The following is a 24,284-nucleotide window of genomic DNA, read 5'->3' as shown; positions in this document are numbered from 1 at the left end:
CGCTCCTACAGGTCGTACACGACGGTCACCGGCGCATGGTCGGACCACCGCTCGGCGTGCGTGGCCGCTCGCTCCACGAGCCCCTTGACGGCCTTGGCCGCGAGCCCCGGGGTGGCCACGTGGTAGTCGATGCGCCATCCCGAGTCGTTGTCGAAGGCCCGCCCGCGGTACGACCACCAGGTGTACGGCCCCTCGGCGTCCGGGTGCAGGGCGCGTACGACGTCCACGTAGCCGCCGTCCTGAGCGGCGAGCACCCGGGTGAGCCACTCCCGCTCCTCGGGCAGGAAGCCCGAGTTCTTGGTGTTGCCGCGCCAGTTCTTGAGGTCGGCCTGCTGGTGGGCGATGTTCCAGTCGCCGCAGACGACCACTTGGCGCCCGTCGGCGGCGGCCCGCTCGCGCAGCTCCCTGAGGTGGACGAGGAACTCGTCCATGAAGCGGACCTTCTCGTCCTGGCGCTCGGTGCCGACCTCACCGGAGGGCAGGTAGAGCGAGGCGACGGTCACACCGGGCAGGTCGGCCTCGACGTAGCGCCCACTGCCGTCGAACTCGGCCGACCCGAAGCCGACCCGGACCCGGTCGGGCTCACGCCGCGTGTACAGGGAGACGCCCGCGCGCCCCTTGGCGGCCGCCGGGGCGTGCACGACGTGCCAGCCGTCGGGCTGCCGGACCTCCTCCGGCAGCTGGTGCGGCTCGGCGCGCACCTCCTGGAGGCAGACGACGTCCGCGGAGGTCTGGGCGAGCCACTCCACGAAGCCCTTCTTGGCGGCGGCCCGCAGCCCGTTCACGTTCACCGTGGTCACAGTCAGCACCAGGGCACGATACCGGCACACTGGTCGTGGTCCGCGTTCCCCACCTTCTGCATAGAAGTACGATACTTAGCATGAATATACGCCGTGTTCGCTTCGATCACCCCGACGCCGTCAAGCTCAACGACGAGGTCCAGGCCGAGTACCACCTGCGCTACGGCGACGGCGGCGACGCCACGGTCCTCGACGCCGCCGACTTCGCCCCGCCCCGGGGCGCGTACCTGATCGCCTACGACGAGCACGACCGCCCGGTGGCCACCGGCGGCTGGCGCAGCCAGGACCTCAACGAGGAGGGCAACGAGGACGGCGACGCCGAACTCAAGCGCATGTTCGTCGTCGAGGCGATGCGCGGCCGGGGCCTCGCCCGCCGCATCCTCTCCGTCCTGGAGGAGGACGCCCGCGCGGCCGGCCGCGTCCGCATGGTTCTGGAGACCGGCACCAAGCAGCCGGAGGCCGTCGCCCTGTACATCTCCAGCGGTTACGAGCCCTGCGCCAAGTTCGGCTACTACCGCCACTACGAGGAGAGCCTCTGCTACGCGAAGCAGCTGTAGGACGCGATGAAGCCCCGGTCGGCTACTGCCGACCGGGGCTTCATGATGCGTGGACCTGAGGGGATTTGAACCCCTGGCCCCCTCGATGCGAACGAGGTGCGCTACCGGACTGCGCCACAGGCCCTTGCAACGAGTGAAACTCTAGCATCCCCATCGGGGTGCTTGGAAATCCGTTCCCTGACTGGTCAGAGGCGGACTTCCAGCCGCGTGACAGCGGTCACTCGTTGGCCGCGCGCGGCCGGTCCCCGTCCTCGTACTGGTCGAAGAGGGGGGTGCGTCCGCGCTCGCGCGAGCGGCGGGCGGAGGCCGCCCGGCGGGCGTCGCTCCGGTCGTCCGCCGGCTTGTCCTCGGACGCGAGCGCCGCCTCGCCCTCCCCGGCCTCCGGCGCGCGGCTCGCCTCCTGCTCCGGCACGACCGAGCTGGAACGCGCCGAACTCCATGTGTCGGGCGCCCCCAGGTCCACGTCGGAGGTGGCCCGCGGCGCGACCGGCGCGGTCACGTACGTCGGCAGGGGCACCGGCACCGGGTCCCAGCTGTCCCCGTGCCCGGGCCGCCGCTGGCGCTCACGCTGCTGCTGGTCGACCCACTCGGCGTGGTCGGTCTGCTCGACGAGGGCGCGGCGGTCCGCGGCGAGCGCGGAGAGGCCGGTGTCGGTCTCGGTCTCTGGTCCCTCGTCCGGTTCGTCGGCGACGGGGCCCGCGTCGAGGGGCGCGCGCCGCCGCGGCTGGCGTTCGCGCAGCCGCTGGGCTGCGACCTCGGCGCGCCGGCGATCCATCTGGTAGGCGAACCGGCGGCGCTCCTGGGAGCGCAGATAGGCGATGTACGTGCTGAGCATGACCGCGGGTACGCCGGGCGCCCACAGGAAGGCGAGGCCTCCGACGGCGGCGACGATCGCGCCGAGCGTGAAGGCGACAAAGAGCATCACGGTGGTGCGCCGACGGCGCGCCAGCACCTTCGAGCGCCGGGCGCGCGCCGCGGACGCCTGTGCCGAGGGCGCGCGCCGCGCGGCCGGTACGCGCTTCTGCGCGGACGCGGAGGCGGAGGCGGACACGGAGGCTCCGGGCGAGTGATGCGCGGACGCGGAAGGGGACTTGGGCGCCGGGATGACGGGCTGGTCGCGTACCGGTTCCGCCCGCCCGGACGCCTCCGCCCCGGCCTCCGGGCGCACCTGACGGCGGGTCGGAGGCATGGCGAAGGCCCGGACGTCCACCGAGTCGGTGGCGGCGTCCGGATCACTGGCGTCCGGCTCCCCCTCCTGGGCGGAGCGCGCCCGCAGGTCCCTGGCGTACCGACGCTCCATCCCCGCCCGTCCGGACAGCAGCCGGATGGCGGTGCTGAAGCGTTCCGTCGGACGGGCCTCGTTCAGCTCGTCCTGCCTACGGAGCCACATCGGCACCAAGTAGGCGGCCCAGGCCCCGACAATGACTGCGTAGATGAGGCCGCTGCTGCTCACGCCTCACACGGTAGAGGGGTTTGCGTGAGGCCATCCGCCAATTGGGCCGGTGTGTCGCACGATCTGGCTGATATTTCGAGCTTTTTTTGCGACCGATGCGATCAGTGGACCGTCCGAGCCCGCCAATTCAATGCACCGAGACGGTCATCAGCCGATCAATTTCGAACACGTATTCAATTTCTGGCCTAGACCGGATTCCCCGGAGTGTTCTCCTGCGTGTGCCGCGTCTGCTGAGAGCGTGCCCGCTGCCAGCGCCCGAGCAACCCCTCCGGCACTTCTTCCGCCGTGAGCGCGAAGACGAGGTGGTCGCGCCAGGCTCCGTCGATGTGCAGATAACGCGGCCGCAGCCCCTCCTCGCGGAATCCGAGTTTCTCCACGACCCGGCGGCTGGGCCGGTTCTCGGGGCGAATGCAGACCTCGATGCGGTGCAGCCCGACGGTGCGGAAACAGTGGTCGACCACGAGCGCGACGGCCGTCGGCATCACCCCGCGCCCGGCCACCGCCTCGTCCACCCAGTAGCCGACGTGGCCCGAGCACATCGACCCCCAGGTGATCCCGGCGACCGTCAACTGCCCGACGAGCTGCCCCCGGTACTCGATGACGAACGGCAGCATCCGGCCCGCGTGGGCCTCGGACCGCAGATGCCGGACCATCTGGCGGTAGGTCGGCCGGTGCGTGATCGGCCCGCTCGGCGTGGGCGGCGGGATGGTCGCCTCCCAGGGGCGCAGCCAGTCCCTGTTGCGCCGGTTCACCTCACGCCAGACCCGCTGGTCGCGCAGCTTTATCGGCCGGAGGACGACGTCTCCGTCCGCCAGCACGACGGGCCAGGAAGGGCTGTTCAGCTCGCACCCCCACTACTGGGTCTCGGATGGTCGCCGCCGCGGATCTGGTCGACGGCGTGGACCAGCAGCGGCTCCAGGACGGCGAGGCCGTCCCGCACCCCGCCGGTGGAGCCCGGCAGATTGACGATCAGGGTCCGCCCGGCCACCCCGGCCAGGCCCCGGGAGAGCGCCGCAGCCGGCACCTTCTCCCGTCCGAACGCCCGAATGGCCTCCGCGATGCCCGGCACCTCGTAGTCGATCACCGCGCGGGTCGCCTCGGGCGTGCGGTCGGTGGGCGAGACACCGGTGCCGCCGGTGGTGACGACGACGTCGTAGCCGGCGTCGGCACCGGCGCGCAGGGCCGCCTCCACCGGGTCCCCGTCCGGGACGACCCGAGGGCCGTCGACGTCGAAGCCGAAGCCCCGCAGGCCGTCGGCGATGAGGGGGCCGCCCTTGTCCTCGTAGACCCCCGCGGCAGCCCGGTTGGAGGCGGTGACCACCAGCGCGCGGTACGTCATGACCGGCTCCAGTCGCCCGACTTGCCGCCCGTCTTCTCCTCCACCCGAACGTCCGTGATGACCGCTCCCTTGTCGACCGCCTTGACCATGTCGATCACGGTGAGCGCGGCGACCGTCACCGCGGTGAGGGCCTCCATCTCGACGCCCGTACGGTCCGTCGTCTTCACGGTGGCCCAGATCTCCACGGCGTCGTCCGCGACCGACAGATCCAGTTTCACACCGGACACCGACAAGGGGTGGCACAGCGGGATCAGGTCCGGGGTGCGCTTGGCGCCCATGATGCCCGCGATGCGCGCGGTGGCCAGGGCGTCCCCCTTGGGCACACCCTCTCCGCGCAGCAGCTCGACCACCCGCGGTGACACCAGGACCCGGCCGCTCGCGCGGGCGGTGCGCGCGGTCACGTCCTTCCCGGACACGTCGACCATGCGGGCCGCGCCCGCGTCGTCGATGTGCGTGAGTCGGTCCTGCACAGGGCGTCCGGGGGTCTCCCCCCGGGAAGGCACAGTCATGGTGTGTGGCGCTCCCGGTCCGGGCCCGTCGCAGTGCGGTGCGCGGGCCTGTTGTGCGCGACACGGTACCGCCCGCTCGTCAGCCGAGCAGCACGACCTCCACGTCCGTACCGGGCTCGGCGGACTCCACGTCCTCGGGGACGACGATCAGCGCGTCGGCCTGCGCCAGCGCCGCGACCAGATGGGAGCCCGAGCCGCCCACGGGAGTCACCTCGCCGTCGGCGTACTTGCCGCGCAGGAACTGCCGGCGCCCCTTCGGGGAGCCGAGCGCCTTGTCCGCCTTCAGGGTGGCCCGGGTGCGGGGCCGGTGGACGTCATCGAGGCCCATCAGGGTGCGGATCGCTGGGCGGACGAACAGCTCGAAGGAGACGTACGACGACACCGGGTTGCCCGGCAGCGCCAGCAGGGGCGTGTGGTCGCGGCCGATGGAGCCGAAGCCCTGGGGCTTGCCCGGCTGCATGGCGATCTTGCGGAAGTCGATGCCGCCACCCGCCTCGTCCTCGTCGCCTACGTGCGACAGCGCCTCCTTGACGACGTCGTACGCCCCGACGCTCACCCCGCCCGTGGTCACCAGCAGGTCGGCGCGGATGAGCTGGTCCTCGATGGTGGAGCGGAGGGTGTCGGCGTCGTCGGCGACGGCGCCCACCCGGTAGGCGATGGCGCCTGCGTCGCGGGCTGCCGCGGTGAGGGCGAAGCTGTTGGAGTCGTAGATCTGGCCGCTGCCCAGGTCCTCGCCGGGCTGGACGAGTTCGCTGCCCGTGGACACGACGACCACGCGCGGGCGCGGGCGCACCCGTACGGTGCCCCGGCCGATCGCGGCGAGCAGTGCGATCTGCGGCGGACCGAGGATCGTCCCGGCCTCCAGGGCCAGGTCTCCGGCCTTCACGTCGCTGCCCCTGTCGCGCACGTGCGCGCGTGCCTCGGCGGGGCGGTGCACGCGCACCTGCCCCTCGGCGCCCTCGGGGGTCAGGCTGCGGGCCCGCATCCCGCTCACGGGGCCCTCGCCGAGCCCGCCGTCGGTCCACTCGACGGGGACGACGGCCTCGGCGCCGGGCGGCAGCGGGGCGCCGGTCATGATGCGGGCGGCCTGGCCGGGTCCGACCCGGACCAGGTCGGCCGAGCCGGCCGCGACGTCCCCGACGACCTCGAGGACGGCCGGGAACTCCTCGGTGGCGCCGGCGACGTCCGCGACCCGCACCGCGTACCCGTCCATGGAGCTGTTGTCGAACGGTGGCAGGGAGACCGGCACCGTGACGTCGTCGACCAGGACACAGCCCTGGGCGTCGAGCAGTTGCAGCTCGATGGGTTCGAGGGGACGGACGGTGGAGAGGATGTCCTCCAGGTGCTCGTCCACCGACCAGAGGTGGTCCGGGCCGGCGGGGCTGGTCGCGGCGTTGCTCAACGTTGCTGCATCTCCTCGGCTACGTAACTGCGAAGCCAGGTCCGGAAGTCCGGGCCCAGGTCTTCACGTTCGCACGCCAGTCTGACAATGGCACGCAGGTAGTCGCCACGGTCGCCGGTGTCATAGCGGCGGCCCTTGAAGACGACGCCGTGCACCGGGCCGCCGACCTTCTCGTCCTGGGCCAGCTGCTGGAGGGCGTCGGTCAGTTGGATCTCGCCGCCGCGGCCGGGCTCGGTCTTGCGAAGTATGTCGAAGATGTGCGGGTCGAGGACGTAGCGGCCGATGATCGCGTAGTTCGACGGGGCGTCCGCCGGGTCCGGCTTCTCGACCAGGCCGGTCACCTTGACCACGTCGCCCTCGGCGGTGGCCTCGACGGCCGCGCAGCCGTAGAGGTGGATCTGCTCGGGCGCGACCTCCATGAGCGCGATCACGCTGCCGCCGTGCTGCTCCTGGACCTCGATCATGCGCTGGAGCAGCGGGTCGCGCGGGTCGATCAGGTCGTCACCGAGGAGGACGGCGAAGGGCTCGTGGCCGACGTGCGGGGCGGCGCACAGGACGGCGTGACCGAGGCCCCTGGGGTCGCCCTGGCGCACGTAGTGCATGGTGGCCAGGTCGCTGGACTCCTGCACCTTCGCGAGCCGCCCGGCGTCTCCCTTCTTCTGGAGCGCCGATTCCAGCTCGTAGTTTCGGTCGAAGTGGTCCTCCAGCGGACGCTTGTTGCGTCCGGTGATCATGAGGACGTCGTCGAGCCCCGCCGACACGGCCTCCTCGACCACGTACTGGATCGCCGGCTTGTCCACGACCGGCAGCATCTCCTTGGGAGTGGCTTTGGTGGCCGGCAGGAACCGGGTACCGAGGCCCGCTGCGGGAATGACAGCCTTGCTGATCCTGGGGTGCGACTGAGTCATGCTCGCAACCTTAACCGGTGCCTTTGGTAAGGAATATGTGGCTCCGGTTATTTGGCCCTCATATGAGCGCATTAAGAAGGGTGCAAGAACGACCAGTGGTACACGACGGACGCACGAGCGAGCCTGACAAGCGAATGTTGCGACGGGAGCTCCTCGCGGTGAGGAACAGGTTGCCGGAGGATGTCGTACGGGAGGCGGGCGACACGCTGGCCGAGCGCGCCCTTGAACTGCCCGAACTGGCGCGTGCGCGCACGGTGGCGGCGTACGTCTCCGTCGGGAGCGAGCCCGGCACGCTCGCCCTGCTGGACGCGCTGCGCGCGCGGGGCGTGCGCGTCCTGCTCCCCGCGCTCCTGCCCGACAACGATCTGGACTGGGGCGAGTACGCCGGTCCGGGCTCCCTCGCGCGGATCCAACATGGCGGAAAAATGGCCCTGTTCGAGCCCTCCGGCGAGCGCCTCGGCCCGGACGCCGTGATCGCGGCGGACGTCGTGCTGCTGCCCGGGCTCGCGGTGGACGCGCGCGGGATGCGCCTGGGGCGCGGCGGAGGGTCGTACGACCGGGTGCTCGCGCGTCTGGAGCGGGCGGGCGCGCGCCCCGCGCTCGTGGTGCTCCTGTACGACACGGAAGTCGTCGCACGCGTCCCGGAGGAGGCGCACGATCAGCCGGTGCACGCGGTGGTGACGCCGTCGGGTGTGCGCCGCTTCACAGGCTCCTGAGCGGGCGAGGCCCCTGGTCCACAAACGGGACGGGCCCCCTCCACGCGCGCGTGGAGGGGGCCCGTCCCTTCGGCCTGGCGTCAGCCGATCACGGCTTGAGGACGAGTGTGTCGCTCGTGCTCGCGTCGACCGCCTTGTCCGAGAACGACCAGGGCAGCAGCTCGCCCTTGACCCACTTGCTGGTCTGGTCCGTGTAGTGGGCGCTGTAGGCGTGTCCGGAGGCTCCGGTCAGGTTGATCCACTTGGACTTGTCGAGGTCCTTGAGGTTGACGACCATGCGCATCGACGGCACCCAGACGACGCCGTAGCCGCCGGCGGCGTTCCAGCCGGTCGCGTTGACGGTGGCCTCGCCGCCGCTGAGCTTCCAGGGACCGCGGTTGAGGACGTACTGGAGGAACTCGGGGCCTTCGGTGCCGAGCGTCTGGTTCTTCAGGAACAGGCGGTGCAGCCGGCCCCAGCTCCAGGTGTCGATGTCCTTGCCGAGCTTGGCGGTCAGCTCCCAGCGGGCGTCGATCATGGCGCGGGCGAACAGCTGGTCCCGGTTCTTCGCCTCCGGGCGGGTGCCCGACTTGGGCGTCTTCCACCAGTCGCTGTCCGGCTTGTCCATCAGCGTGCGCACGACCTCGAACCAGCGGTCGCCGCCGTCCGGCTGCGCCTGGTCGGCGTCGCGCTGGCCGCACTCGCGGACCTTCGCGTCGTCGTCCACCGGGCCGGTGTTGTCGATCTTGTCGACCCACAGGCACTGGCCCTTGACGCGCAGCTCCTTGGGGAGCTTGTTGCCGAACGTGAGCTTGAGGACGTTGCGCCACACGGAGTTGAAGTAGGCGGCCGCCGCGGAGTCGGCGTCCTGGGTGTAGTCCCAGCCCTCCAGCAGCTTCTGCGCCTCCCGGACGTTCTTGTCGTCGAGGTTGATCTTCAGCAGCTTGGGCACCAGCAGCTTGGCGATCTCGCTGCTGTTGTCCACCTGCATCTGGCGCATGTCGTCGGTGGAGATCTTGCCCGTGCCCTTGATCTTGGACTCGATCAGGTCGGTGATGCGCTGGCTGCGGGTGCCGTAGCCCCAGTCCGTGGTGAGCGTGTACGGGTACTTGTCCTTGTCGACCACAGCCTGATTGGCGGTGACGATGTAGCCCCGCTCGGGGTCGTACTCGTAGGGCAGCTCGTCCTGCTTGATGAAGCCGGTCCAGCGGTACTTCGAGTCCCATCCCGGCGCCGGGATGGAGCCGTCGTCCACCGAGGAGCGGGTGGGGATCCTGCCGGGCAGGGTGTAGCCGATGTGGTTGTCCGTGCTGGCGTAGACCAGGTTCTGCGAGGGCACGTCGAACAGGGCGGCGGCGGAGCGGAAGTCGCTCCAGTCGGCTGCCTTGTCGAGGGCGAACACGGCGTCCATGGAGGTGCCCGGGTCGAGCGCCGTCCACCTCAGGGCGATGCCGTAGCCGTCACCGCGGTCGGGCGCAGCGGTGTTGACGGCGGCCTTCCTGCCGACCTGGACGAGTTCGTCGTCACGGTCGGACAGCAGCGGCATCCCGTCGGCGGTCTGGCGTACGACGATGGTCTTGGACTTGCCGCCGGCGACCTTGATGGTCTCCTCGCGGCTCTTGAAGGGCCGGACCTTGCCGTCGTACAGGTAGCCGTTGCCGCTGAGCTTCTCCAGGTACAGGTCGGTGACGTCGACCCCGGAGTTGGTCATGCCCCAGGCGATGTCCCCGTTGTGGCCGATTATCACGCCGGGCATGCCGGCGAAGGTGTAGCCGGTGACGTCGTACTGGCACTTGCTGGAGACGGTGCGGCAGTGCAGGCCCATCTGGTACCAGACGGACGGCAGCGACGCCGACAGGTGCGGGTCGTTGGCGAGCAGCGGCTTGCCGGTGATGGTGTACTTCCCGGCGACGACCCAGGAGTTGGAGCCGATGCCCTGGCCGTTCACGCCGACCGCGGTGGGCACGTTGTCCAGGACCTTGTAGAGGCCCGCCAGCTGGCTCGTGAGGGCCGAACCGGCCGTGGACGAGGTGGAGGAGCCGGTCGTGCCGGTCGTGCCCTGAGAACCGCTCGTGGCGCCGCCCTGCTGGAAGGCCTTGGCCACGTCGCTGTACTGGCCCTCCTGGACTATCGGCTTGTTGCGGCCGTAGGGGTACTCGGGGTACAGGTCCTCGATCTGCTGCGGGCCCAGACGGCTGGTCATCAGGGCGCGGTCGATCTCGTCCTGCATGTTGCCGCGCAGGTCCCAGGCCATCGCCTTCAGCCAGGAGACGGAGTCGACCGGGGTCCACTTCGCCGGCTTGTAGTCGTTGGTGAAGCCCAGAGCCGCGTACTCCAGGGAGATGTCCTCGCCGTCCTTGCCCTGAAGGTAGGCGTTGACACCCTTGGCGTAGGCGTCGAGGTACTTCTTCGTGGAGGCCGACAGCTTGGTGTCGTACTCCTCCTTGGCGATCCGGTCCCAGCCGAGGGTGCGCAGGAACTCGTCACTCTTGACCTGACCCTTGCCGAACATCTCCGACAGGCGTCCGGAGGTCATGTGCCGGCGCACGTCCATCTCGTAGAACCGGTCCTGCGCCTGGACGAAGCCCTGCGCCATGAAGAGGTCCTCGTCGGACGAGGCGTAGATCTGCGGGATGCCGTTCCCGTCCCGCTTGACGTCGACGGGCCCCGACAGGCCCTGGAGCGTGATCGATCCTGTGGTCTGCGGGAAGGAGGCGCGAACGGTGCTGATCGACCAGTAAGCCCCGTAGGCGACGCCTCCGATGAGGGCCAGGACGAGCACCAGCACGATAAGTCGCGCTTTGCGCCCCTTCTTCCTGCCGGACTTGCCGGGCTTGTCACCCGTTGTGGCGGTGGTGTTGGGGGGCATCGCTGTCCTTGCTGTCCTAACGCGAGCGGCAGGTCGGGCTGTGACTTTGAATGAGCGCTGGAGCAACCATAGGCGCAGGGCCCCGAGCCGCTTGACGCGGAGTCGGGAACCGGCGCGCACGGACGTTCGATCTTGCCCTGGCGAGTGTCAAGAAAACGTCAAGAGTTAGGTAAGGTAACGAAGTACTTGGGTGCGGTGCGCCGCAGCCTCGGGTCTTGTGTACGTGAGCTCACGCGCCCCCGCGCGAGCCGAGGAAGGGAACCGCCGCTGACCGTTCACCACCTCGACCAGCTCCTGCTCGTCTGCTCCCTGGTCCTCCTGGTCGCCGTCGCGGCCGTCCGGATCTCCTCCCGCAGCGGGCTCCCCAGCCTGCTCGTCTACCTGGGGATCGGCGTCCTCATGGGCCAGGACGGCATCGGGAACATCCACTTCAACAACGCCGAGATGACCCAGGTCATCGGGTACGCGGCCCTGGTCGTGATCCTCGCCGAGGGCGGTCTGGGCACGAAGTGGAAGGAGATCCGGCCGGTCCTGGGGTCCGCCTCCATGCTGGCGCTGGCGGGGGTCGCGATCAGCGTCGGCGCGACCGCGGCGGGCGCGCACTATCTGGTCGGGCTGGACTGGCGGCAGGCGCTCATCATCGGCGCGGTGGTCTCCTCGACGGACGCGGCGGCGGTCTTCTCGGTCCTGCGCAGGATCCCCCTCCCCGCGCGCGTGGCGGGCACGCTGGAGGCGGAGTCCGGTTTCAACGACGCCCCGGTGGTCATCCTGGTCGTCGCCTTCTCCACGGCCGGCCCGGTCGAGCACTGGTACGCCCTGGTCGGCGAGATAGCGCTGGAACTGGCCATCGGCGCGGCCGTGGGTCTCACGGTGGGCTGGCTCGGGGCCTGGGCCCTCAAGCGCGTCGCCCTGCCCGCCTCCGGCCTCTACCCGATCGCCGTGCTGGCGATCGCCGTCACGGCCTACGCCGCCGGCGCACTGGATCACGGCAGCGGCTTCCTCGCCGTCTACCTGGCGTCGATGGTGCTCGGCAACGCCAAGCTCCCGCACTGGCCCGCCACGCGCGGCTTCGCCGAGGGGCTCGGCTGGATCGCCCAGATCGGCATGTTCGTCCTGCTCGGCCTGCTCGTCACCCCGCACGAGCTGGGCGACGACATCTGGCCGGCCCTCGTCATCGGGCTCGCGCTGACCATGGTGGCCCGCCCGCTGAGCGTCGTCCTCAGCCTGGCCCCGTTCCGGGTGCCGTGGCCGGAGCAGGCGCTGATGTCCTGGGCGGGACTGCGCGGCGCCGTGCCCATCATCCTGGCGACGATCCCCATGGTGAACGGCGTCGCGGGCAGTCATCGGATCTTCAACATCGTCTTCGTGCTGGTCGTCGTCTACACCCTCGTGCAGGGGCCGACCCTGCCCTGGCTGGCGCGCACGCTGCGGCTCGGCGAGGAGGGCGAGGCCGCCGACCTCGGCATCGAGTCGGCACCCCTGGAGCGGCTGCGCGGGCATCTGCTGTCCGTCTCGATCCCCGAGGGCTCCCGGATGCACGGCGTCGAGGTCAACGAGCTGCGGCTGCCGCCCGGCGCCGCCGTCACCCTCGTCGTCCGGGATGGAAAATCGTTTGTTCCGCTGCCCACGACGGTGCTGCGGCACGGGGACGAACTCCTTGTGGTCGCCACCGACCCCGTGCGCGACGCGGCGGAACGGCGCCTGCGCGCGGTCGCCTACGGCGGCAAGCTGGCCGGCTGGCTGGGCATGGACGGGCCGGGCAGCTCGCGTTAACCGGGCAGCCCCGCGTTAAGGGGGTGTTTCGTGCGGTTCACACCTCCGGTAATCACAGGTGACCGCCACGGATGGTGCTCATTTTCACAGGTGGGCGAGGTAGCGCCACCTGTACGATGAAGGCGCACCCTGATCGAACCAACTCTGCCTGACGCAGAGCTGGCGCGACCGTATGGCGGCCGGGCCACCCCCACCCACAGTGGGCGCCGGTATCTACCGCAGTTTGCGCAAGAGGACAGCTCTCGGCGCCCGGGCCCACAACGGGGCCCGCGCTACCAGGCGGCAGAAAGGCACGGCCGTGGGATCCACGGTCACCACCACCGCACCGGAGACGACCTCGCCGGCCTCTTCCCGCCCGGGATACGGACAGCTGCTGCGCACCCGCGGCGCCTGGACGTTCCTGCTCCCCGGCTTCGCGGCGCGCCAGCCGTTCGCGATGCTCACCATCTCCATCGTGCTGCTCGTGCAGCACACCACCGGCTCGTACGGCGCCGCGGGCGCCGCCGCGGCCGCCACTGGTGTCTCCATGGCGCTGTTCGCGCCGTACAGCGGCCGCCTCGCCGACCGTTACGGACAGCGCGCCGTCCTGATCCCGGGTGTCCTGGTGCACGCGCTGTCCGGCCTGACCTTGACGGCGCTCGCGCTGGCGCACGCGCCCCTGTGGGCGCTGTTCGTGGCGGCCGTGCCGACCGGCGCCTCGGTCCCGCAGGTCGGCCCCATGGTGCGTGCACGCTGGGGCGTGAAGCTCCAGGGCTCGCCCCTGATGACCACCGCGGCGGCCTTCGAGTCCGTCACGGACGAGCTGACCTTTGTCTTCGGGCCCCTGCTGGCGACCGCGCTGTGCACCGCCGTCACCCCGTCCGCGGGCCTGGTGACCGAGGCCGCGCTGACGCTCGTCGGCGGTCTGCTGTTCGCCGCGCAGAAGAGCACGCAGCCGTCGGTGTCCGGCGAGAGCGGGCACGCGCGCGTGCAGCACGCCTCCGCCCTGCGCGTCCCGGGCGTCCGGGTGCTGGTGGTGACCTTCCTGGGCATCGGGTCGGTCTTCGGCGGCATGCAGGTGTCGCTGGCGGCGTTCACCGAGTCGATCGGCGAGCCCGGCCTCAACGGTGTCCTCTACGGCACCTTCGCCGCCGGCAACATGCTCTCCGGCATCGTCTGCGGCGCGATCGCCTGGAAGGCCGCCCCGCAGCGCCGCCTGGTCCTCGGCTACGCCGCGCTCGCGCTGACCGCGTCCGCGCTGTGGACGGCGCACTCGGTGCTCCTGCTGGCCGGTCTCGGCCTGCTGGTCGGCATGTGCATCGCACCAGCCCTGATCACCGGCTACACACTGGTCGAGGGCCTGGTGCCGGCCGAGGCCCGCACCGAGGCGTTCACCTGGCTGACCGGCGCCGTCGCGCTCGGTCAGGCGGCCGCCGTCACGGTCGCCGGACAGCTGGAGGACCGCCTGTGGGGTGGTGCCGGTTTCCTGGTGCCGATGGCCGGCACACTGCTGGCTCTGGCGACCCTGGCGGCGCTGCGTTCGCGGCTGGTGCCGCCGCGCGCGACCAAGGTGGTCACGCGCGGCGCGGCCCATCGCGAGCCTGTCGCGATCGGTGAGATGTGACGTGTCGAAAAAACCCGGGAATACGTCACTGTGACTCCGCCGCCAAGCGGCTCCTCACTTGGGCACGAGGCCCTCATGACGGTCAAGCCCTGACCGCTGCCCGTGGGCAGGTGACGTACGTTACTCCGTTCGCTGGCCGCACGGGTTAATATGGACGATCGTTAGCACTCATCGAGTGAGAGTGCCAGGAGGAAGACAGTGCCGACCTACCAGTACCAGTGCACCGAGTGCGGCGAGGGCCTCGAGGCGGTTCAGAAGTTCACCGATGACGCCCTGACCGAGTGCCCCAACTGCGGTGGCCGCCTGAAGAAGGTGTTCTCCGCGGTCGGCATCGTCTTCAAGGGCTCCGGCTTCTACCGCAACGACTCCCGCGGCTCCACGTCGAGCAGCAGCCCGGCGACGAAGTCGTCCGGCTCCTCGTCGTCCGACTCGAAGTCGTCCTCGTCGGCGTCCACGTCGTCCTCGGCGTCCTCGTCTTCGTCGGGCTCGTCGAGCAGCAGCTCCGCGGCCTGAGATCTCACTCCCCGGGCCCTGCCGTCGCGCGTGACGGCAGGGCCTCAGGTGTACTCGGGCACCGGCTCCCCCGGCTTTCCGCAGCCAGCTAATGTGCTCGTCATGGCGAACGCAGAGATCGGTGTAATCGGCGGGTCGGGCTTCTACTCGTTCCTCGACGACGTGACCGAGGTCCAGGTGGACACCCCCTACGGGCAGCCCAGCGACTCCCTCTTCCTCGGCGAGATCGCCGGCCGGCGGGTCGCCTTCCTGCCCCGGCACGGCCGCGGCCACCACCTGCCACCGCACCGCATCAACTACCGCGCCAACCTCTGGGCGCTGCGCTCGGTCGGCGTCCGGCAGGTCCTCGGCCCGTGCGCGGTCGGCGGTCTGCGCGCCGAGTACGGCCCCGGCACCCTGCTCGTGCCGGACCAGCTGGTGGACCGTACGAAGGTCAGGGTCCAGACGTACTTCGACGGGCTGCCGCTGCCCGACGGCACGGTGCCCAACGTCGTGCACGTGTCCATGGCCGACCCCTACTGCCCCGCCGGCCGGGCTGCCGCGCTGAAGGCGGCGCACGGACGGGACTGGGAACCGGTGGACGGCGGCACGCTGGTCGTGGTCGAGGGGCCGCGCTTCTCGACCCGCGCCGAATCGTTGTGGCATCAGGCTCAGGGCTGGTCCGTGGTGGGCATGACCGGCCACCCCGAGGCGGCGCTCGCCCGTGAACTGGAGCTCTGCTACACGTCGCTGGCCCTGGTCACCGACCTGGACGCCGGTGCCGAGACCGGCGAGGGGGTCTCCCACGAGGAGGTGCTGCAGGTGTTCGCGGCCAACGTGGACCGGTTGCGCGGCGTGCTGTTCGACGCGGTGGCGGCACTGCCGGAGACCGGGGCGCGGGACTGCCTCTGCAAGAACGCCCTCGGCGGGATGGACCCGGGCTTCGAACTGCCGTAGCGGGAGGAACGGGGCGAGGCGGGGAACTGCTCGACGCGAGGGACGGGTCGACGCGGACGGGTCGACGCGGGGAACGGGTCGACGCGAAGAACGGGTCGGCGCCGGGAACGAGGCGGGGAACGGGGCCAGGCGAGGCACGGGGCGACACGAGGGATGGCTCGACACGAGGGACGGGGCGGCCGGAAGTCCCCGTTCGGGTGGGTGAGTTGTCCACAACCCCGCAGTAGTCCACCGGCTCCGGCGGGCTTCGGCGCGAGGCGTCATCGTGGCAGGGCAAGCCGAAATCCCCTCGTCGCAGGCGGTGATCCCCATGCCCTTGACCTCGTCGTCCCCCAGTCCGGCCGCGCCTCCCCTCCGCCTCCCGCGTCCCCTCGGCACCGACGCCCCGGCGACCTGCGAGGTCCCGCCCTTCGCCCCGGTGCGCGTGCGCGGCGGGCGGTATCAGTTGCAGCGGCTGGTACGGCATCGCAGGCGGGCTCTCGCGGCCGGCCTCGCCGTGACCGCGGCCGCGCTCGTGGCGGCGGGGCCGCGGAGCACGACCGAACCCCACCGCGCCGAACGGGTCCGCGGGCACCCGGTCACGGAACCCGCACGACGGCACGGAGCGGTGGACATGGTGACGGCGCCGGTGCGGATCTCGGACGCCGCCACCGTCCGGCTGCTCCGGCCCGGCGACCGCGTCGACGTCATCGCGGCCGAGGATCCGTCGGCCGGAGGCGGCGCCCGGGTGCTCGCGCGGGGTGTGCGGGTGACGAGGGTGCCGGAGCCGCTGGAGGGTGCGTCCGAGAGCGGGGCGCTGGTCGTGCTGTCGGTGCCGCGCACCACGGCGGCGCGGCTCGTGGGCGCGAGCGCCACCGCACGGCTGGCGGTGACGCTGTGCTGAGCCACCTCGGCCGATGTCTCTGCGACCCGCCGTCGACCCCTTCGACCGAGCTACGGAATTGGACACAATGGCCGCACCGTGCCGTAGGTTGCGGAGCGTTTCGTTCCACACCCTGTGCACGCGAGGAGAGTCCCCGAGGTGAACGCGAAGAAGGAACCGAGCATCTGGCAGGGCTTCAAGGCCTTCCTGATGCGCGGCAACGTCGTCGATCTGGCAGTCGCGGTGGTCATCGGCGCCGCTTTCACCAACATCGTCAACTCGGTGGTGAAGGGGCTCATCAACCCGCTGGTGGGCGCGATCGGCACGCAGAACCTGGACATCTACAGCGCGTGCCTGAGCAGCAGCTGCAAGGGCGACCAGGGCATCCAGCTGATGTGGGGCTCGGTCCTCGGCGCGACGCTGAGCTTCGTGATCACCGCGGCCGTCGTGTACTTCCTGATGGTCCTGCCGATGGCGAAGTACCTGTCCCGGGTGGAGGCCCGCCGGAAGGCGAAGGAGGGCACGCACGAGATCATCGAGGTGACCGAGCTGGAGGTCCTCAAGGAGATCCGCGACGCGCTGGTCGCCCAGCGCGGGTCGGGGCACGACGAGCGCTAGCGGCGCTCCCGCGGGCCGCTCAGAGGTGGTGGGGCGGCTTCTCGTCGAGGAAGCGCTTCAGGTCGGCGGCGCTGTCGCCGTCCGGGCGCTCGCCCCACCCGCGGTCGGTGTCGTCCGAGGACTGCTGGCTCAGCGGGTCGTCGAAGATCAGCGCGGGCTTGGGGTCGCGCGGCTCGGGTTCGGGGGCAGTGCTCATGTCCCCAGGGTACGGCCCCGGCCCGGGCGACCCCGCGAAGCCTCTGACCTGGAGGTTTCTCCCGAACTTCGAATCCCCGCAGATTTGTGAATCCCTTCACAAGATTTTGTCGCGGATTTCTGCTGTTCTGGGAGGCATGACGTCCAGTTCCGCTCCGGCGCCCGCCTCGGGTGCGCACAAGTCCCACGGGCCCCTGCGGCGGCTCACCGCTCGCAGGCGCGACGAGGCGCACCGGGTCTCCTCCCCGCTGGAGCTCTTCTTCGACCTGTGTTTCGTGGTGGCCATCGCACAGGCCGGCGTGCAACTCGTGCACGCCGTGGCCGAGGGGCACGCGGGCAGCGGGATCATCAACTACGCGATGGTGTTCTTCGCCATCTGGTGGGCCTGGATGAACTTCACCTGGTTCGCCTCGGCGTACGACAACGACGACGCGCTCTACCGCGTGGTCACCCTGGTCCAGATCGCCGGTGTGCTGGTGCTGGCGGCGGGCGTCTCCCGGGCGTTCGAGCACCACGACTACCTGGTCGTCTGGCTCGGCTACGTGATCATGCGGCTGGCGATGGTCGCGCAGTGGCTGAGAGCGGCGCGATCGGCCGAGGGGCCGGAGCGGACCACGGCGCTCAGATACGCGTGCGGTGTGCTGTTGTGCCAGGTCGGCTGGGTGGGGCTGATCCTGCTGCCGGAGCCGGCCCGGCCCTGGGTGTTCCTGGTGATGGTGATCGCGGAGCTGGCCGTGCCGGTGTACGCGGAGAAGGCCCGTGTGACGTCCTGGCATCCGCACCACATCGCCGAGCGGTACGGCCTGTTCACGATCATCGTGCTCGGCGAGACGATCGCCGCGGCCACGGTCGCCGTGAAGTCGGCACTGGACGGGCACGACGCGCTGGGCGAGCTGCTGCCGATCGCGGCGGGCGGCCTGCTGATCGTCTTCGCCGCGTGGTGGATCTACTTCGTGGTGCCCATCCACGGTCACCTGCGCTCCAGCAGACAGGCGTTCCTCTGGGGCTACGGCCACTACCTGATCTTCGCCTCGGTCGCGGCGATCGGCGCCGGCCTGGAGGTGGCGGTGGAACAGGTGGTCGGCAAGGCGCACATCTCGACGCTGTCCGCCTCGGCGGCCGTGACCCTGCCGACGGCGCTGTACCTGCTGACCGTGTGGGCGCTGCACTCGCGGCACTTCAAGGTCGGCATCAGCCAGCAGCTGGTGCTTCCGGTCACGGCGCTGCTGGTGGTCTGCTGCACCTTCCTGGGCGAGTGGGCGGTGCTCGCCGCGGGGCTCGTGTCCGCGGCGGCGGTGGTGGTCGGGGTCACGCTCACGACGCGCATGGTCGCCCACGAGCGGCGTGCGAACGAGACGGCACCGGCCGCCTGAACCCCGCGGACGCGTCCTGGGGCTGGGCCAGACTGGCCCCATGACAGTTGACGCATTGACGGATGTCGCCGGGCTGCGGGTGGGACACGCGACCCGCAGCGGGGACGGCTGGCTCACCGGCACCACGGTCGTCCTCGCGCCCGAAGGTGGCGCCGTCGCCGCCGTGGACGTGCGCGGGGGCGGCCCCGGCACCAAGGAGACCGACGCCCTCGACCCGCGCAACGTGGTGCAGAAGGTCGACGCCGTCGTACTGACCGGAGGCAGCGCCTACGGGCTCGACGCCGCTTCCGGGGTGATGGCCTGGCTCGAGGAGCAGGGGCGCGGGGTGCGGGTCGGGCCGGACCCGGGGCACGTCGTGCCGGTGGTGCCCGCCGCGTGCGTCTTCGATCTGGGGCGCGGCGGGGACTTCCGCGCCCGGCCGGACGCGGCGACGGGGCGCGCGGCGGTGGAGGCGGCCGCGGCGAGCACGCGGGGCGCGGCCGTGCACGAGGGGTGTGTGGGCGCCGGTACGGGCGCCGTGGCGGGGCAGCTCAAGGGCGGGGTGGGCACCGCGAGTGCGGTGCTGGACTCAGGGGTCACGGTGGCCGCCCTGGTGGTGGTGAACGCGGCGGGGTCGGTGCTGGATCCGGAAACGGGCGTCCTGTACGGGGAGTTGTTCCAGGGGCGCGTGCGGTACCCGGAGGAGCGCGTGCACGAGGCCGCGCGTCGGCGCCTCGCCGAGGTGGCCTCGAAGAACGCGCCGCCGCCACTGAACACGACGCTCGCGGTGGTCGCGACCGACGCGGACCTCACCAAGGCGCAGGTGCAGAAGATGGCGGGCACGGCGCACGACGGCATCGCACGCGCCGTGCGGCCGGTGCACCTGCTGCACGACGGCGACACGGTGTTCGCGCTGGCGACCGGCACCCGCGCGCTCGACGGCGACGGCCCGCTGGCGCTCAACGACGTCCTCGCGGCCGGCGCCGACGTCGTGACGCGCGCGATCGTCCGCGCCGTGCGCGCCGCCGGGTCGGTCGACGGGCCGGGTGGAGTGTGGCCGTCGTACGGGGAGTTGTACGGGGAGTCGTCCGGGCAGCGATGAGCCCCGGCGGCCGTCGGGCCGCGGGTTGAGCCATGGATTGTCGCGGTTCTGTCACGTGATGACGTCAACGGGATCCGGAGGGAACCTCCCCCCTGGCCCGGGCCCTCTTTCATCACGCACTGGAACGGAACACGCACATCACACGAACATGGAGCAGCCCGTGACAACGCCGGACATTGCAGCGCGGCGCGTACTGGGGGCCTGTGCCGCCTTGGTGGTCGGCGCCCTGACCCTGACCGCCTGCGGTGGCAGCGCCAACGCCTCGAACGACGACGGCAAGGGCGGCAAGGACTCGCCCAAGACGTCGACGGCGAAGGTCGTGATCTCGGCCAAGGACGGTTCGACCGGCGCCTCGATCAACGCGACCGGCGTGAAGGTCAGCGGCGGCAAGCTGACGGACGTGAAGATGACCGTGGCCGGGTCGGGGCAGGCGGTGCAGGGGGCGATATCGGCGGACGGCAGCAGCTGGAAGCCGAAGGGGCAGCTGGAGCGCGGCACGAAGTACGAGATCGCCGCGACCGCGAAGGACGCGAGCGGGCGTACGGCGGCGGCCAACTCCATCTTCACCACCGTCAGCTCGGCCAACAGCTTCATCGGCACCTACACGCCGGACGACGGCTCGACGGTCGGTGTGGGCATGCCGGTGTCGTTCACCTTCGACAAGGGCATCACCGACAAGAAGGCCGTGCAGTCGCACATCACGGTCAACTCCAGCAGTGGTCAGCAGGTGGTCGGCCACTGGTTCGGGAACCAGCGGCTCGACTTCCGGCCGCAGGAGTACTGGAAGGCCGGCTCCAAGGTCACGATGAAGATCGACCTGGACGGGGTGCAGGGCGCGAGCGGCGTCTACGGCGTGCAGAAGAAGACGGTGTCCTTCACGATCGGGCGCTCGCAGGTCTCCACGGTCGACGCCAACACGCAGACCATGACGGTGGTGCGGGACGGCAGGACGTTCAAGTCGGTGCCGATCTCCGCGGGCAGCCCGCAGCACACCACGTACAACGGGCAGATGGTCATCTCCGAGAAGTTCGTGCAGACCCGTATGAACGGCTCGACGGTCGGCTTCGGCGGGGAGTACGACATCTCCGACGTGCCGCACGCGATGCGCCTGACGACGTCCGGCACGTTCATCCACGGCAACTACTGGTACAACAAGGGCAACCCGCCGTTCGGCCGGGAGGGCACCAGCCACGGCTGCGTCGGCCTGGCGGACGTGCAGGGCGCGCAGGGCGACACGACGGCCAAGTGGTTCTACGAGAACTCGCTCATCGGTGACGTCGTGATCGTGAAGAACTCCCCCGACAAGACGGTGTCCCCGGACAACGGTCTCAATGGCTGGAACATGTCGTGGAGTGCCTGGACTGCCGGAAGTGCCGCCTGACCGGCCGCTTCTGACGGATCGTGAGGCCGCGCGGGAACTTCTCGCGCGGCCTTCACGTTTTCCCTGCATACGTTTTCTCGGTTCCCGGACATGATGTCCGACCGAGGGGCTACGGTATGCACCCACAAGGTGACATGCAGCAACGCCGGGAGAAGCCTTGAGCGTTCCGTACGAGACAGCAGCGTACGAACCAGCCGAGTCGCCCGAGTCTCCTGAGGAGCATCTCGAGGCGCTCCTCGGTCGTGCCCTGAACTCCTTCGAGCTGCCCGACGAGGTCATACGACGGCTGGACTGCGCCCTGGCGCACGACAGTTCCCTGCACTCCGCCCACCACAGCGCGGGGCTGCACCGTGAGACGTACCGACACACCTGGCTGCTCGCCGACGGCTCGGCGCTGACCCTGTGGGAGCTGGTCCACAACCTCGTGCCGGGCGGCGACGCACAGCACGAGGTGTACGTCGACGAGGAGGAGCTGCACACGGCCACCGCCCGGCTCGCGCTGCCGCCGGACACTCCGGACTTCGAGCTGCCGGTGCTGATGCAGCTGTCGGCGATCCCCGGGCCCCGGCATGTGTACGCCCCGGACGACTCGCCGGACCACGCGCGCCGGCTGCTGCGCCGCGCGGAGAACCCCGACCGCCCGGACGCGGAGACGGCGGCGCTGCTGGCGACGGCGGCCGCGCATCAGATCACCCAGGCGTTCGGGCGGCCCGGACGGACCGGCCGCGCGGGCCTGAGCTTCGCGCTGTACGAGCACGCGTTCCTGCTGCCGGACGGCCAGGAGGTCTCCCTGTGGGAGGTCGAGCACACGGCGACGCCCGACGGCCGGCACATGTGCGAGGTCTACACGTCGGAGGACGCGGCCCGGGACGCCATGGAACGGCGCGCGGCGCGGCGGGCCTAGGAGCCGACAGCAGCCTCGGTGCCCGCTTCCGTCAGCGGCGTCCGAGTCGTCGTACCAGGCCCGCGAAGGCGTCCTGTTCCGCCGCGCTCAGTTCGACGTACTCCTGCGGCGGAGGGCCGAAGCGCTGGTGGGGGAAGGCCGACAGAGCGGCCTCGACGCGCGCGCGGCGCATGATGCGGGTCACCGCGACGGCCCAGACGACGCCCGCCAGCGTGAGGACGGTCACGCCGATCACTTGAAGAGTCGAGACTTGCTCAGGCATGCCGTCCAGTAGACACCACGGTCCGGGACTTTGGTCCCGGACCGTGACGTATCTCGCAGGTGGCGTGAACAACTCACAGCTCACCAAAGGGACAAGAGGTAGCGGAACTCCGTCAGGCGGCGACGGGCTGCTTCGCCTCCTTCGACGCCGTGGCCGGGCCCGCGGCCGGGTCCGTGGCCGTGGTCTCCGGGGCCTGCTTGCGCATGCCCTTGAGGAGGACGACCAGGGCCGCGCTGACGCACACGCCGACCGCGATGGCGATCAGGTAGAGGAACGGGTTGCCGATCAGCGGGACCACGAAGATGCCGCCGTGCGGGGCGCGCAGGGTGGCGCCGAAGCCCATCGACAGCGCGCCGGTGATCGCGCCGCCCACCATGGCGGACGGGATGACCCGCAGCGGGTCCGCCGCGGCGAACGGGATCGCGCCCTCGGAGATGAAGGAGGCGCCCAGCACCCAGGCGGCCTTGCCGTTCTCGCGCTCGGTCTGGGTGAAGAGCTTGCCGCGGACCGTCGTGGCCAGGGCCATCGCCAGCGGCGGGACCATGCCGGCCGCCATCACCGCGGCCATGATCTTCATCGCGGAGTCGCTCGGGCTGGCGACCGCGATGCCCGCCGTGGCGAAGGTGTAGGCCACCTTGTTGACCGGGCCGCCCAGGTCGAAGCACATCATCAGGCCGAGCAGGGCGCCGAGCAGGATGGCGTTGGTGCCGGTGAGGCCGTTGAGCCAGTCGGTCAGGCCCTTCTGGGCGGACGCGATGGGCTTGCCGATCACGACGAACATCAGGAACCCGACGATCGCCGAGGAGATCAGCGGGATCACCACCACCGGCATGATGCCGCGCAACGCCGCCGGGATGTTGACCTTCTGGATCGCCATCACCACGCCACCGGCGATCAGACCGGCCGCCAGACCGCCGAGGAAGCCGGCGTTGATGGTGAGGGCGATCGAGCCGCCGACGAAGCCGGGGACGAGACCGGGGCGGTCCGCCATGCCGTAGGCGATGTAGCCGGCCAGGACCGGGACGAGGAAGCCGAAGGACACCACGCCGATCTGGAACAGCAGCGCGCCCCAACTGCCCGTCTGGGTCCACACGAAGTGGTCCATGACCGACGGCGCCTTGTTGACCTTCCAGCCGCCGATCGCGAAGCCGAGGGCGATGAGCAGACCGCCGGCCGCGACGAACGGGACCATGTAGCTGACGCCGGACATCAGCCACTTGCGGAGCTTGGTGCCGTAGCCCTCGGTGGAGTCGCCCGCGCGCTCGACGGGCGTCCCATGAGCGGCGCCCGCGGTGACCTCGCCGCGCTCGGCCTTGCCGCGCACCTCGGAGATCAGCTCGGCGGGGCGGTTGATGCCCGCCTTCACGCCGACGTCGACCGTCGGCTTGCCCGCGAAGCGGTCCTTGTCGCGTACGGGGACGTCGTGCGCGAAGATCACGCCGTCCGCCGCCGCGATCACCGCCGGGTCGAGCCGGGTGAAGCCGGCCGAGCCCTGTGTCTCGACGACGACCTCGACGCCCGCCTCGTGGCCCGCGTTCTCCAGGGACTCGGCCGCCATGTAGGTGTGGGCGATGCCGGTCGGGCAGGAGGTGACCGCGACGATACGGAAGGGGCGTTCGCCCGTTCCCGTGGCGCCCGGCGCCGGGGCGGAACCACTCTCGGTGGCCGCACCCGGCGCCGGGGCCGTGCTGCCCGCTGCGGCGCCGGCGGAGGCCGCCACCGGCGTCGCAGCGGAGTCTTCGGAGGCGTCCTCGGACGCCTGTGCACCGGCGGACGCGCTGTCCGCAGTCGCCGGTGCCTCGTCCCCGCGGATCAGCGCCGCCGCCGTCCCCGCGTCGCCCGCCGACCGCAGCGCGTCCGTGAACTCGGTGTTCATCAGCTGCCGGGCCAGGGCGGAGAGGATCGTCAGGTGGGCGTCGTCGGCGCCGGCCGGGGCCGCGATCAGGAAGATCAGGTCGGCGGGACCGTCCGGGGCGCCGAAGTCGATGCCGGCGGCGCTGCGGCCGAAGGCGAGCGTCGGCTCGGTGACATGGGCGCTGCGGCAGTGCGGGATGCCGATGCCGCCGTCGAGGCCGGTCGGCATCTGGGCCTCACGGGCGGCCACGTCGGCGAGGAAGCCCTCCAGGTCGGTCACCCGGCCCTGGGCCACCATGCGCTCGGCGAGGGCGCGCGCCGCCGCTTCCTTGGTATCGGCGGACAGGTCGAGGTCGACCAGGTCCGCGGTGATCATGTCGCTCATCGCGGGCTCCTA

The 24,284-nt window shown here is 70.9% G+C and carries 23 protein-coding genes and 1 tRNA gene; 12 read left to right on the top strand and 12 right to left on the bottom strand.

The genetic code is table 11. The features are described from left to right. Nucleotides 1-5: 5 nt before the first annotated feature. The gene (locus ACFY3C_RS34735; protein WP_386573311.1) at nucleotides 6-809 is read right to left on the bottom strand and encodes an exodeoxyribonuclease III; all 804 of its coding nucleotides are present in this window, start codon (nucleotides 807-809) and stop codon (nucleotides 6-8) included. A 71-nt stretch (nucleotides 810-880) separates the two neighbouring features. On the opposite strand from ACFY3C_RS34735, the gene ACFY3C_RS34730 reads away from it, so the two are divergent. Next, nucleotides 881-1,357 (top strand): GNAT family N-acetyltransferase, encoded by a 477-nt coding sequence (locus tag ACFY3C_RS34730; RefSeq protein WP_386573312.1) that lies wholly within the window; start codon nucleotides 881-883, stop codon nucleotides 1,355-1,357. Nucleotides 1,358-1,407: 50 nt separating this feature from the next. Here the strand turns inward: ACFY3C_RS34730 and ACFY3C_RS34725 are convergent. From ACFY3C_RS34725 to galU, 7 genes are all read right to left on the bottom strand, one after another. Then, nucleotides 1,408-1,481: transfer RNA gene (locus ACFY3C_RS34725), tRNA-Ala, on the bottom strand. 93 nt (nucleotides 1,482-1,574) lie between these two features. Then, nucleotides 1,575-2,810 carry a gephyrin-like molybdotransferase receptor GlpR gene (glpR, locus tag ACFY3C_RS34720; RefSeq protein WP_390773627.1) on the bottom strand — a complete coding sequence of 412 codons (1,236 nt, stop codon included), beginning with the start codon at nucleotides 2,808-2,810 and terminating at the stop codon, nucleotides 1,575-1,577. 185 nt (nucleotides 2,811-2,995) lie between these two features. Continuing rightward, nucleotides 2,996-3,628, bottom strand: a complete 633-nt coding sequence (locus tag ACFY3C_RS34715; protein ID WP_386573315.1) for a GNAT family N-acetyltransferase — start codon at nucleotides 3,626-3,628, stop codon at nucleotides 2,996-2,998. Nucleotides 3,629-3,648: 20 nt separating this feature from the next. Beyond that, complete coding sequence (locus tag ACFY3C_RS34710; RefSeq protein WP_386573316.1) at nucleotides 3,649-4,149, bottom strand: molybdenum cofactor biosynthesis protein B; 501 nt, start codon at nucleotides 4,147-4,149, stop codon at nucleotides 3,649-3,651. Then, complete coding sequence (gene moaC / locus ACFY3C_RS34705) at nucleotides 4,146-4,658, bottom strand: cyclic pyranopterin monophosphate synthase MoaC (protein WP_389176119.1); 513 nt, start codon at nucleotides 4,656-4,658, stop codon at nucleotides 4,146-4,148. Before moaC ends, ACFY3C_RS34710 begins: the two co-directional genes overlap by 4 nt. 79 nt (nucleotides 4,659-4,737) lie before the next feature. After that, nucleotides 4,738-6,060 carry a gephyrin-like molybdotransferase Glp gene (gene glp, locus ACFY3C_RS34700; protein WP_386573320.1) on the bottom strand — a complete coding sequence of 441 codons (1,323 nt, stop codon included), beginning with the start codon at nucleotides 6,058-6,060 and terminating at the stop codon, nucleotides 4,738-4,740. Next, complete coding sequence (galU, locus tag ACFY3C_RS34695; RefSeq protein WP_386573322.1) at nucleotides 6,057-6,968, bottom strand: UTP--glucose-1-phosphate uridylyltransferase GalU; 912 nt, start codon at nucleotides 6,966-6,968, stop codon at nucleotides 6,057-6,059. The genes glp and galU overlap by 4 nt, the downstream gene beginning before the upstream one ends. Nucleotides 6,969-7,102: 134 nt before the next feature. Between galU and ACFY3C_RS34690 the strand changes: the two genes are divergently transcribed. Next, nucleotides 7,103-7,684, top strand: a complete 582-nt coding sequence (locus ACFY3C_RS34690; RefSeq protein ID WP_390773626.1) for a 5-formyltetrahydrofolate cyclo-ligase — start codon at nucleotides 7,103-7,105, stop codon at nucleotides 7,682-7,684. 88 nt (nucleotides 7,685-7,772) lie between these two features. Here the strand turns inward: ACFY3C_RS34690 and ACFY3C_RS34685 are convergent, their stop codons facing one another. Continuing rightward, entirely contained in the window at nucleotides 7,773-10,532 is a 2,760-nt protein-coding gene (locus ACFY3C_RS34685) for a penicillin acylase family protein (protein WP_390773625.1), read from the bottom strand. A gap of 195 nt (nucleotides 10,533-10,727) precedes the next feature. Between ACFY3C_RS34685 and ACFY3C_RS34680 the strand changes: the two genes are divergently transcribed. The 6 genes from ACFY3C_RS34680 to mscL all read left to right on the top strand — a co-directional run bounded on the left by ACFY3C_RS34680 (nucleotide 10,728) and on the right by mscL (nucleotide 16,837). Further along, a complete protein-coding gene (locus ACFY3C_RS34680; protein WP_390773624.1) occupies nucleotides 10,728-12,305 on the top strand; it encodes a potassium/proton antiporter in 1,578 nt (525 codons plus the stop codon). A 298-nt stretch (nucleotides 12,306-12,603) separates the two neighbouring features. Further along, nucleotides 12,604-13,908: an MFS transporter gene (locus ACFY3C_RS34675; protein ID WP_386573327.1), complete on the top strand. Its 1,305-nt coding sequence runs from the start codon at nucleotides 12,604-12,606 to the stop codon at nucleotides 13,906-13,908. A gap of 198 nt (nucleotides 13,909-14,106) precedes the next feature. After that, nucleotides 14,107-14,421 carry an FmdB family zinc ribbon protein gene (locus ACFY3C_RS34670; protein WP_390773623.1) on the top strand — a complete coding sequence of 105 codons (315 nt, stop codon included), beginning with the start codon at nucleotides 14,107-14,109 and terminating at the stop codon, nucleotides 14,419-14,421. 102 nt (nucleotides 14,422-14,523) lie between these two features. After that, nucleotides 14,524-15,357, top strand: coding sequence for an S-methyl-5'-thioadenosine phosphorylase (locus ACFY3C_RS34665; RefSeq protein WP_390773622.1), 834 nt, complete (start codon nucleotides 14,524-14,526; stop codon nucleotides 15,355-15,357). Between the two features lie 310 nt (nucleotides 15,358-15,667). Next, a complete protein-coding gene (locus tag ACFY3C_RS34660; protein ID WP_386573332.1) occupies nucleotides 15,668-16,240 on the top strand; it encodes a hypothetical protein in 573 nt (190 codons plus the stop codon). Nucleotides 16,241-16,378: 138 nt separating this feature from the next. Then, nucleotides 16,379-16,837 (top strand): large conductance mechanosensitive channel protein MscL, encoded by a 459-nt coding sequence (mscL, locus tag ACFY3C_RS34655; protein ID WP_389176139.1) that lies wholly within the window; start codon nucleotides 16,379-16,381, stop codon nucleotides 16,835-16,837. A gap of 19 nt (nucleotides 16,838-16,856) precedes the next feature. Here mscL and ACFY3C_RS34650 read toward each other — a convergent pair whose 3' ends face one another. Next, the gene (locus ACFY3C_RS34650; RefSeq protein WP_386573335.1) at nucleotides 16,857-17,033 is read right to left on the bottom strand and encodes a hypothetical protein; all 177 of its coding nucleotides are present in this window, start codon (nucleotides 17,031-17,033) and stop codon (nucleotides 16,857-16,859) included. Nucleotides 17,034-17,169: 136 nt separating this feature from the next. Between ACFY3C_RS34650 and ACFY3C_RS34645 the strand changes: the two genes are divergently transcribed. The 4 genes from ACFY3C_RS34645 (at nucleotide 17,170) to ACFY3C_RS34630 (ending at nucleotide 21,771) form a co-directional block, all read left to right on the top strand. Continuing rightward, entirely contained in the window at nucleotides 17,170-18,405 is a 1,236-nt protein-coding gene (locus tag ACFY3C_RS34645) for a low temperature requirement protein A (RefSeq protein WP_390773621.1), read from the top strand. A 40-nt stretch (nucleotides 18,406-18,445) separates the two neighbouring features. Next, nucleotides 18,446-19,486 (top strand): P1 family peptidase, encoded by a 1,041-nt coding sequence (locus ACFY3C_RS34640; protein ID WP_390773620.1) that lies wholly within the window; start codon nucleotides 18,446-18,448, stop codon nucleotides 19,484-19,486. Between the two features lie 160 nt (nucleotides 19,487-19,646). Beyond that, nucleotides 19,647-20,867 carry an Ig-like domain-containing protein gene (locus ACFY3C_RS34635; RefSeq protein ID WP_390773619.1) on the top strand — a complete coding sequence of 407 codons (1,221 nt, stop codon included), beginning with the start codon at nucleotides 19,647-19,649 and terminating at the stop codon, nucleotides 20,865-20,867. A gap of 157 nt (nucleotides 20,868-21,024) precedes the next feature. Beyond that, nucleotides 21,025-21,771: a DUF6227 family protein gene (locus ACFY3C_RS34630; protein WP_390773618.1), complete on the top strand. Its 747-nt coding sequence runs from the start codon at nucleotides 21,025-21,027 to the stop codon at nucleotides 21,769-21,771. Nucleotides 21,772-21,802: 31 nt separating this feature from the next. On the opposite strand, the gene ACFY3C_RS34625 is transcribed toward ACFY3C_RS34630, so the two are convergent. Together ACFY3C_RS34625 and ACFY3C_RS34620 are read right to left on the bottom strand one after the other, a co-directional pair. Continuing rightward, on the bottom strand, nucleotides 21,803-22,033 hold the full coding sequence (locus ACFY3C_RS34625; RefSeq protein WP_386573342.1) for a hypothetical protein: 231 nt from the start codon (nucleotides 22,031-22,033) through the stop codon (nucleotides 21,803-21,805). Between the two features lie 112 nt (nucleotides 22,034-22,145). Further along, nucleotides 22,146-24,272: a fructose-specific PTS transporter subunit EIIC gene (locus tag ACFY3C_RS34620; protein WP_390773617.1), complete on the bottom strand. Its 2,127-nt coding sequence runs from the start codon at nucleotides 24,270-24,272 to the stop codon at nucleotides 22,146-22,148. Nucleotides 24,273-24,284: the final 12 nt, after the last annotated feature.

The organism is Streptomyces sp. NPDC001410, assembly GCF_042895235.1.
In the GTDB taxonomy this organism is placed as follows: domain Bacteria; phylum Actinomycetota; class Actinomycetes; order Streptomycetales; family Streptomycetaceae; genus Streptomyces.
This window is presented reverse-complemented; position numbering and strand designations above follow the sequence as displayed.

Excerpts from the sequence above, each read along its gene's own strand:
- ACFY3C_RS34730 (WP_386573312.1), top strand. The coding sequence starts at position 881 with ATGAATATACGCCGTGTTCGCTTCGATCACCCCGACGCCGTCAAGCTC.
- ACFY3C_RS34710 (WP_386573316.1), bottom strand. The coding sequence starts at position 4,149 with ATGACGTACCGCGCGCTGGTGGTCACCGCCTCCAACCGGGCTGCCGCG.
- moaC (WP_389176119.1), bottom strand. The coding sequence starts at position 4,658 with ATGACTGTGCCTTCCCGGGGGGAGACCCCCGGACGCCCTGTGCAGGAC.
- galU (WP_386573322.1), bottom strand. The coding sequence starts at position 6,968 with ATGACTCAGTCGCACCCCAGGATCAGCAAGGCTGTCATTCCCGCAGCG.
- ACFY3C_RS34690 (WP_390773626.1), top strand. The coding sequence starts at position 7,103 with ATGTTGCGACGGGAGCTCCTCGCGGTGAGGAACAGGTTGCCGGAGGAT.
- ACFY3C_RS34685 (WP_390773625.1), bottom strand. The coding sequence starts at position 10,532 with ATGCCCCCCAACACCACCGCCACAACGGGTGACAAGCCCGGCAAGTCC.
- ACFY3C_RS34665 (WP_390773622.1), top strand. The coding sequence starts at position 14,524 with ATGGCGAACGCAGAGATCGGTGTAATCGGCGGGTCGGGCTTCTACTCG.
- ACFY3C_RS34660 (WP_386573332.1), top strand. The coding sequence starts at position 15,668 with ATGCCCTTGACCTCGTCGTCCCCCAGTCCGGCCGCGCCTCCCCTCCGC.
- ACFY3C_RS34650 (WP_386573335.1), bottom strand. The coding sequence starts at position 17,033 with ATGAGCACTGCCCCCGAACCCGAGCCGCGCGACCCCAAGCCCGCGCTG.
- ACFY3C_RS34645 (WP_390773621.1), top strand. The coding sequence starts at position 17,170 with ATGACGTCCAGTTCCGCTCCGGCGCCCGCCTCGGGTGCGCACAAGTCC.
- ACFY3C_RS34640 (WP_390773620.1), top strand. The coding sequence starts at position 18,446 with ATGACAGTTGACGCATTGACGGATGTCGCCGGGCTGCGGGTGGGACAC.
- ACFY3C_RS34625 (WP_386573342.1), bottom strand. The coding sequence starts at position 22,033 with ATGCCTGAGCAAGTCTCGACTCTTCAAGTGATCGGCGTGACCGTCCTC.
- ACFY3C_RS34620 (WP_390773617.1), bottom strand. The coding sequence starts at position 24,272 with ATGAGCGACATGATCACCGCGGACCTGGTCGACCTCGACCTGTCCGCC.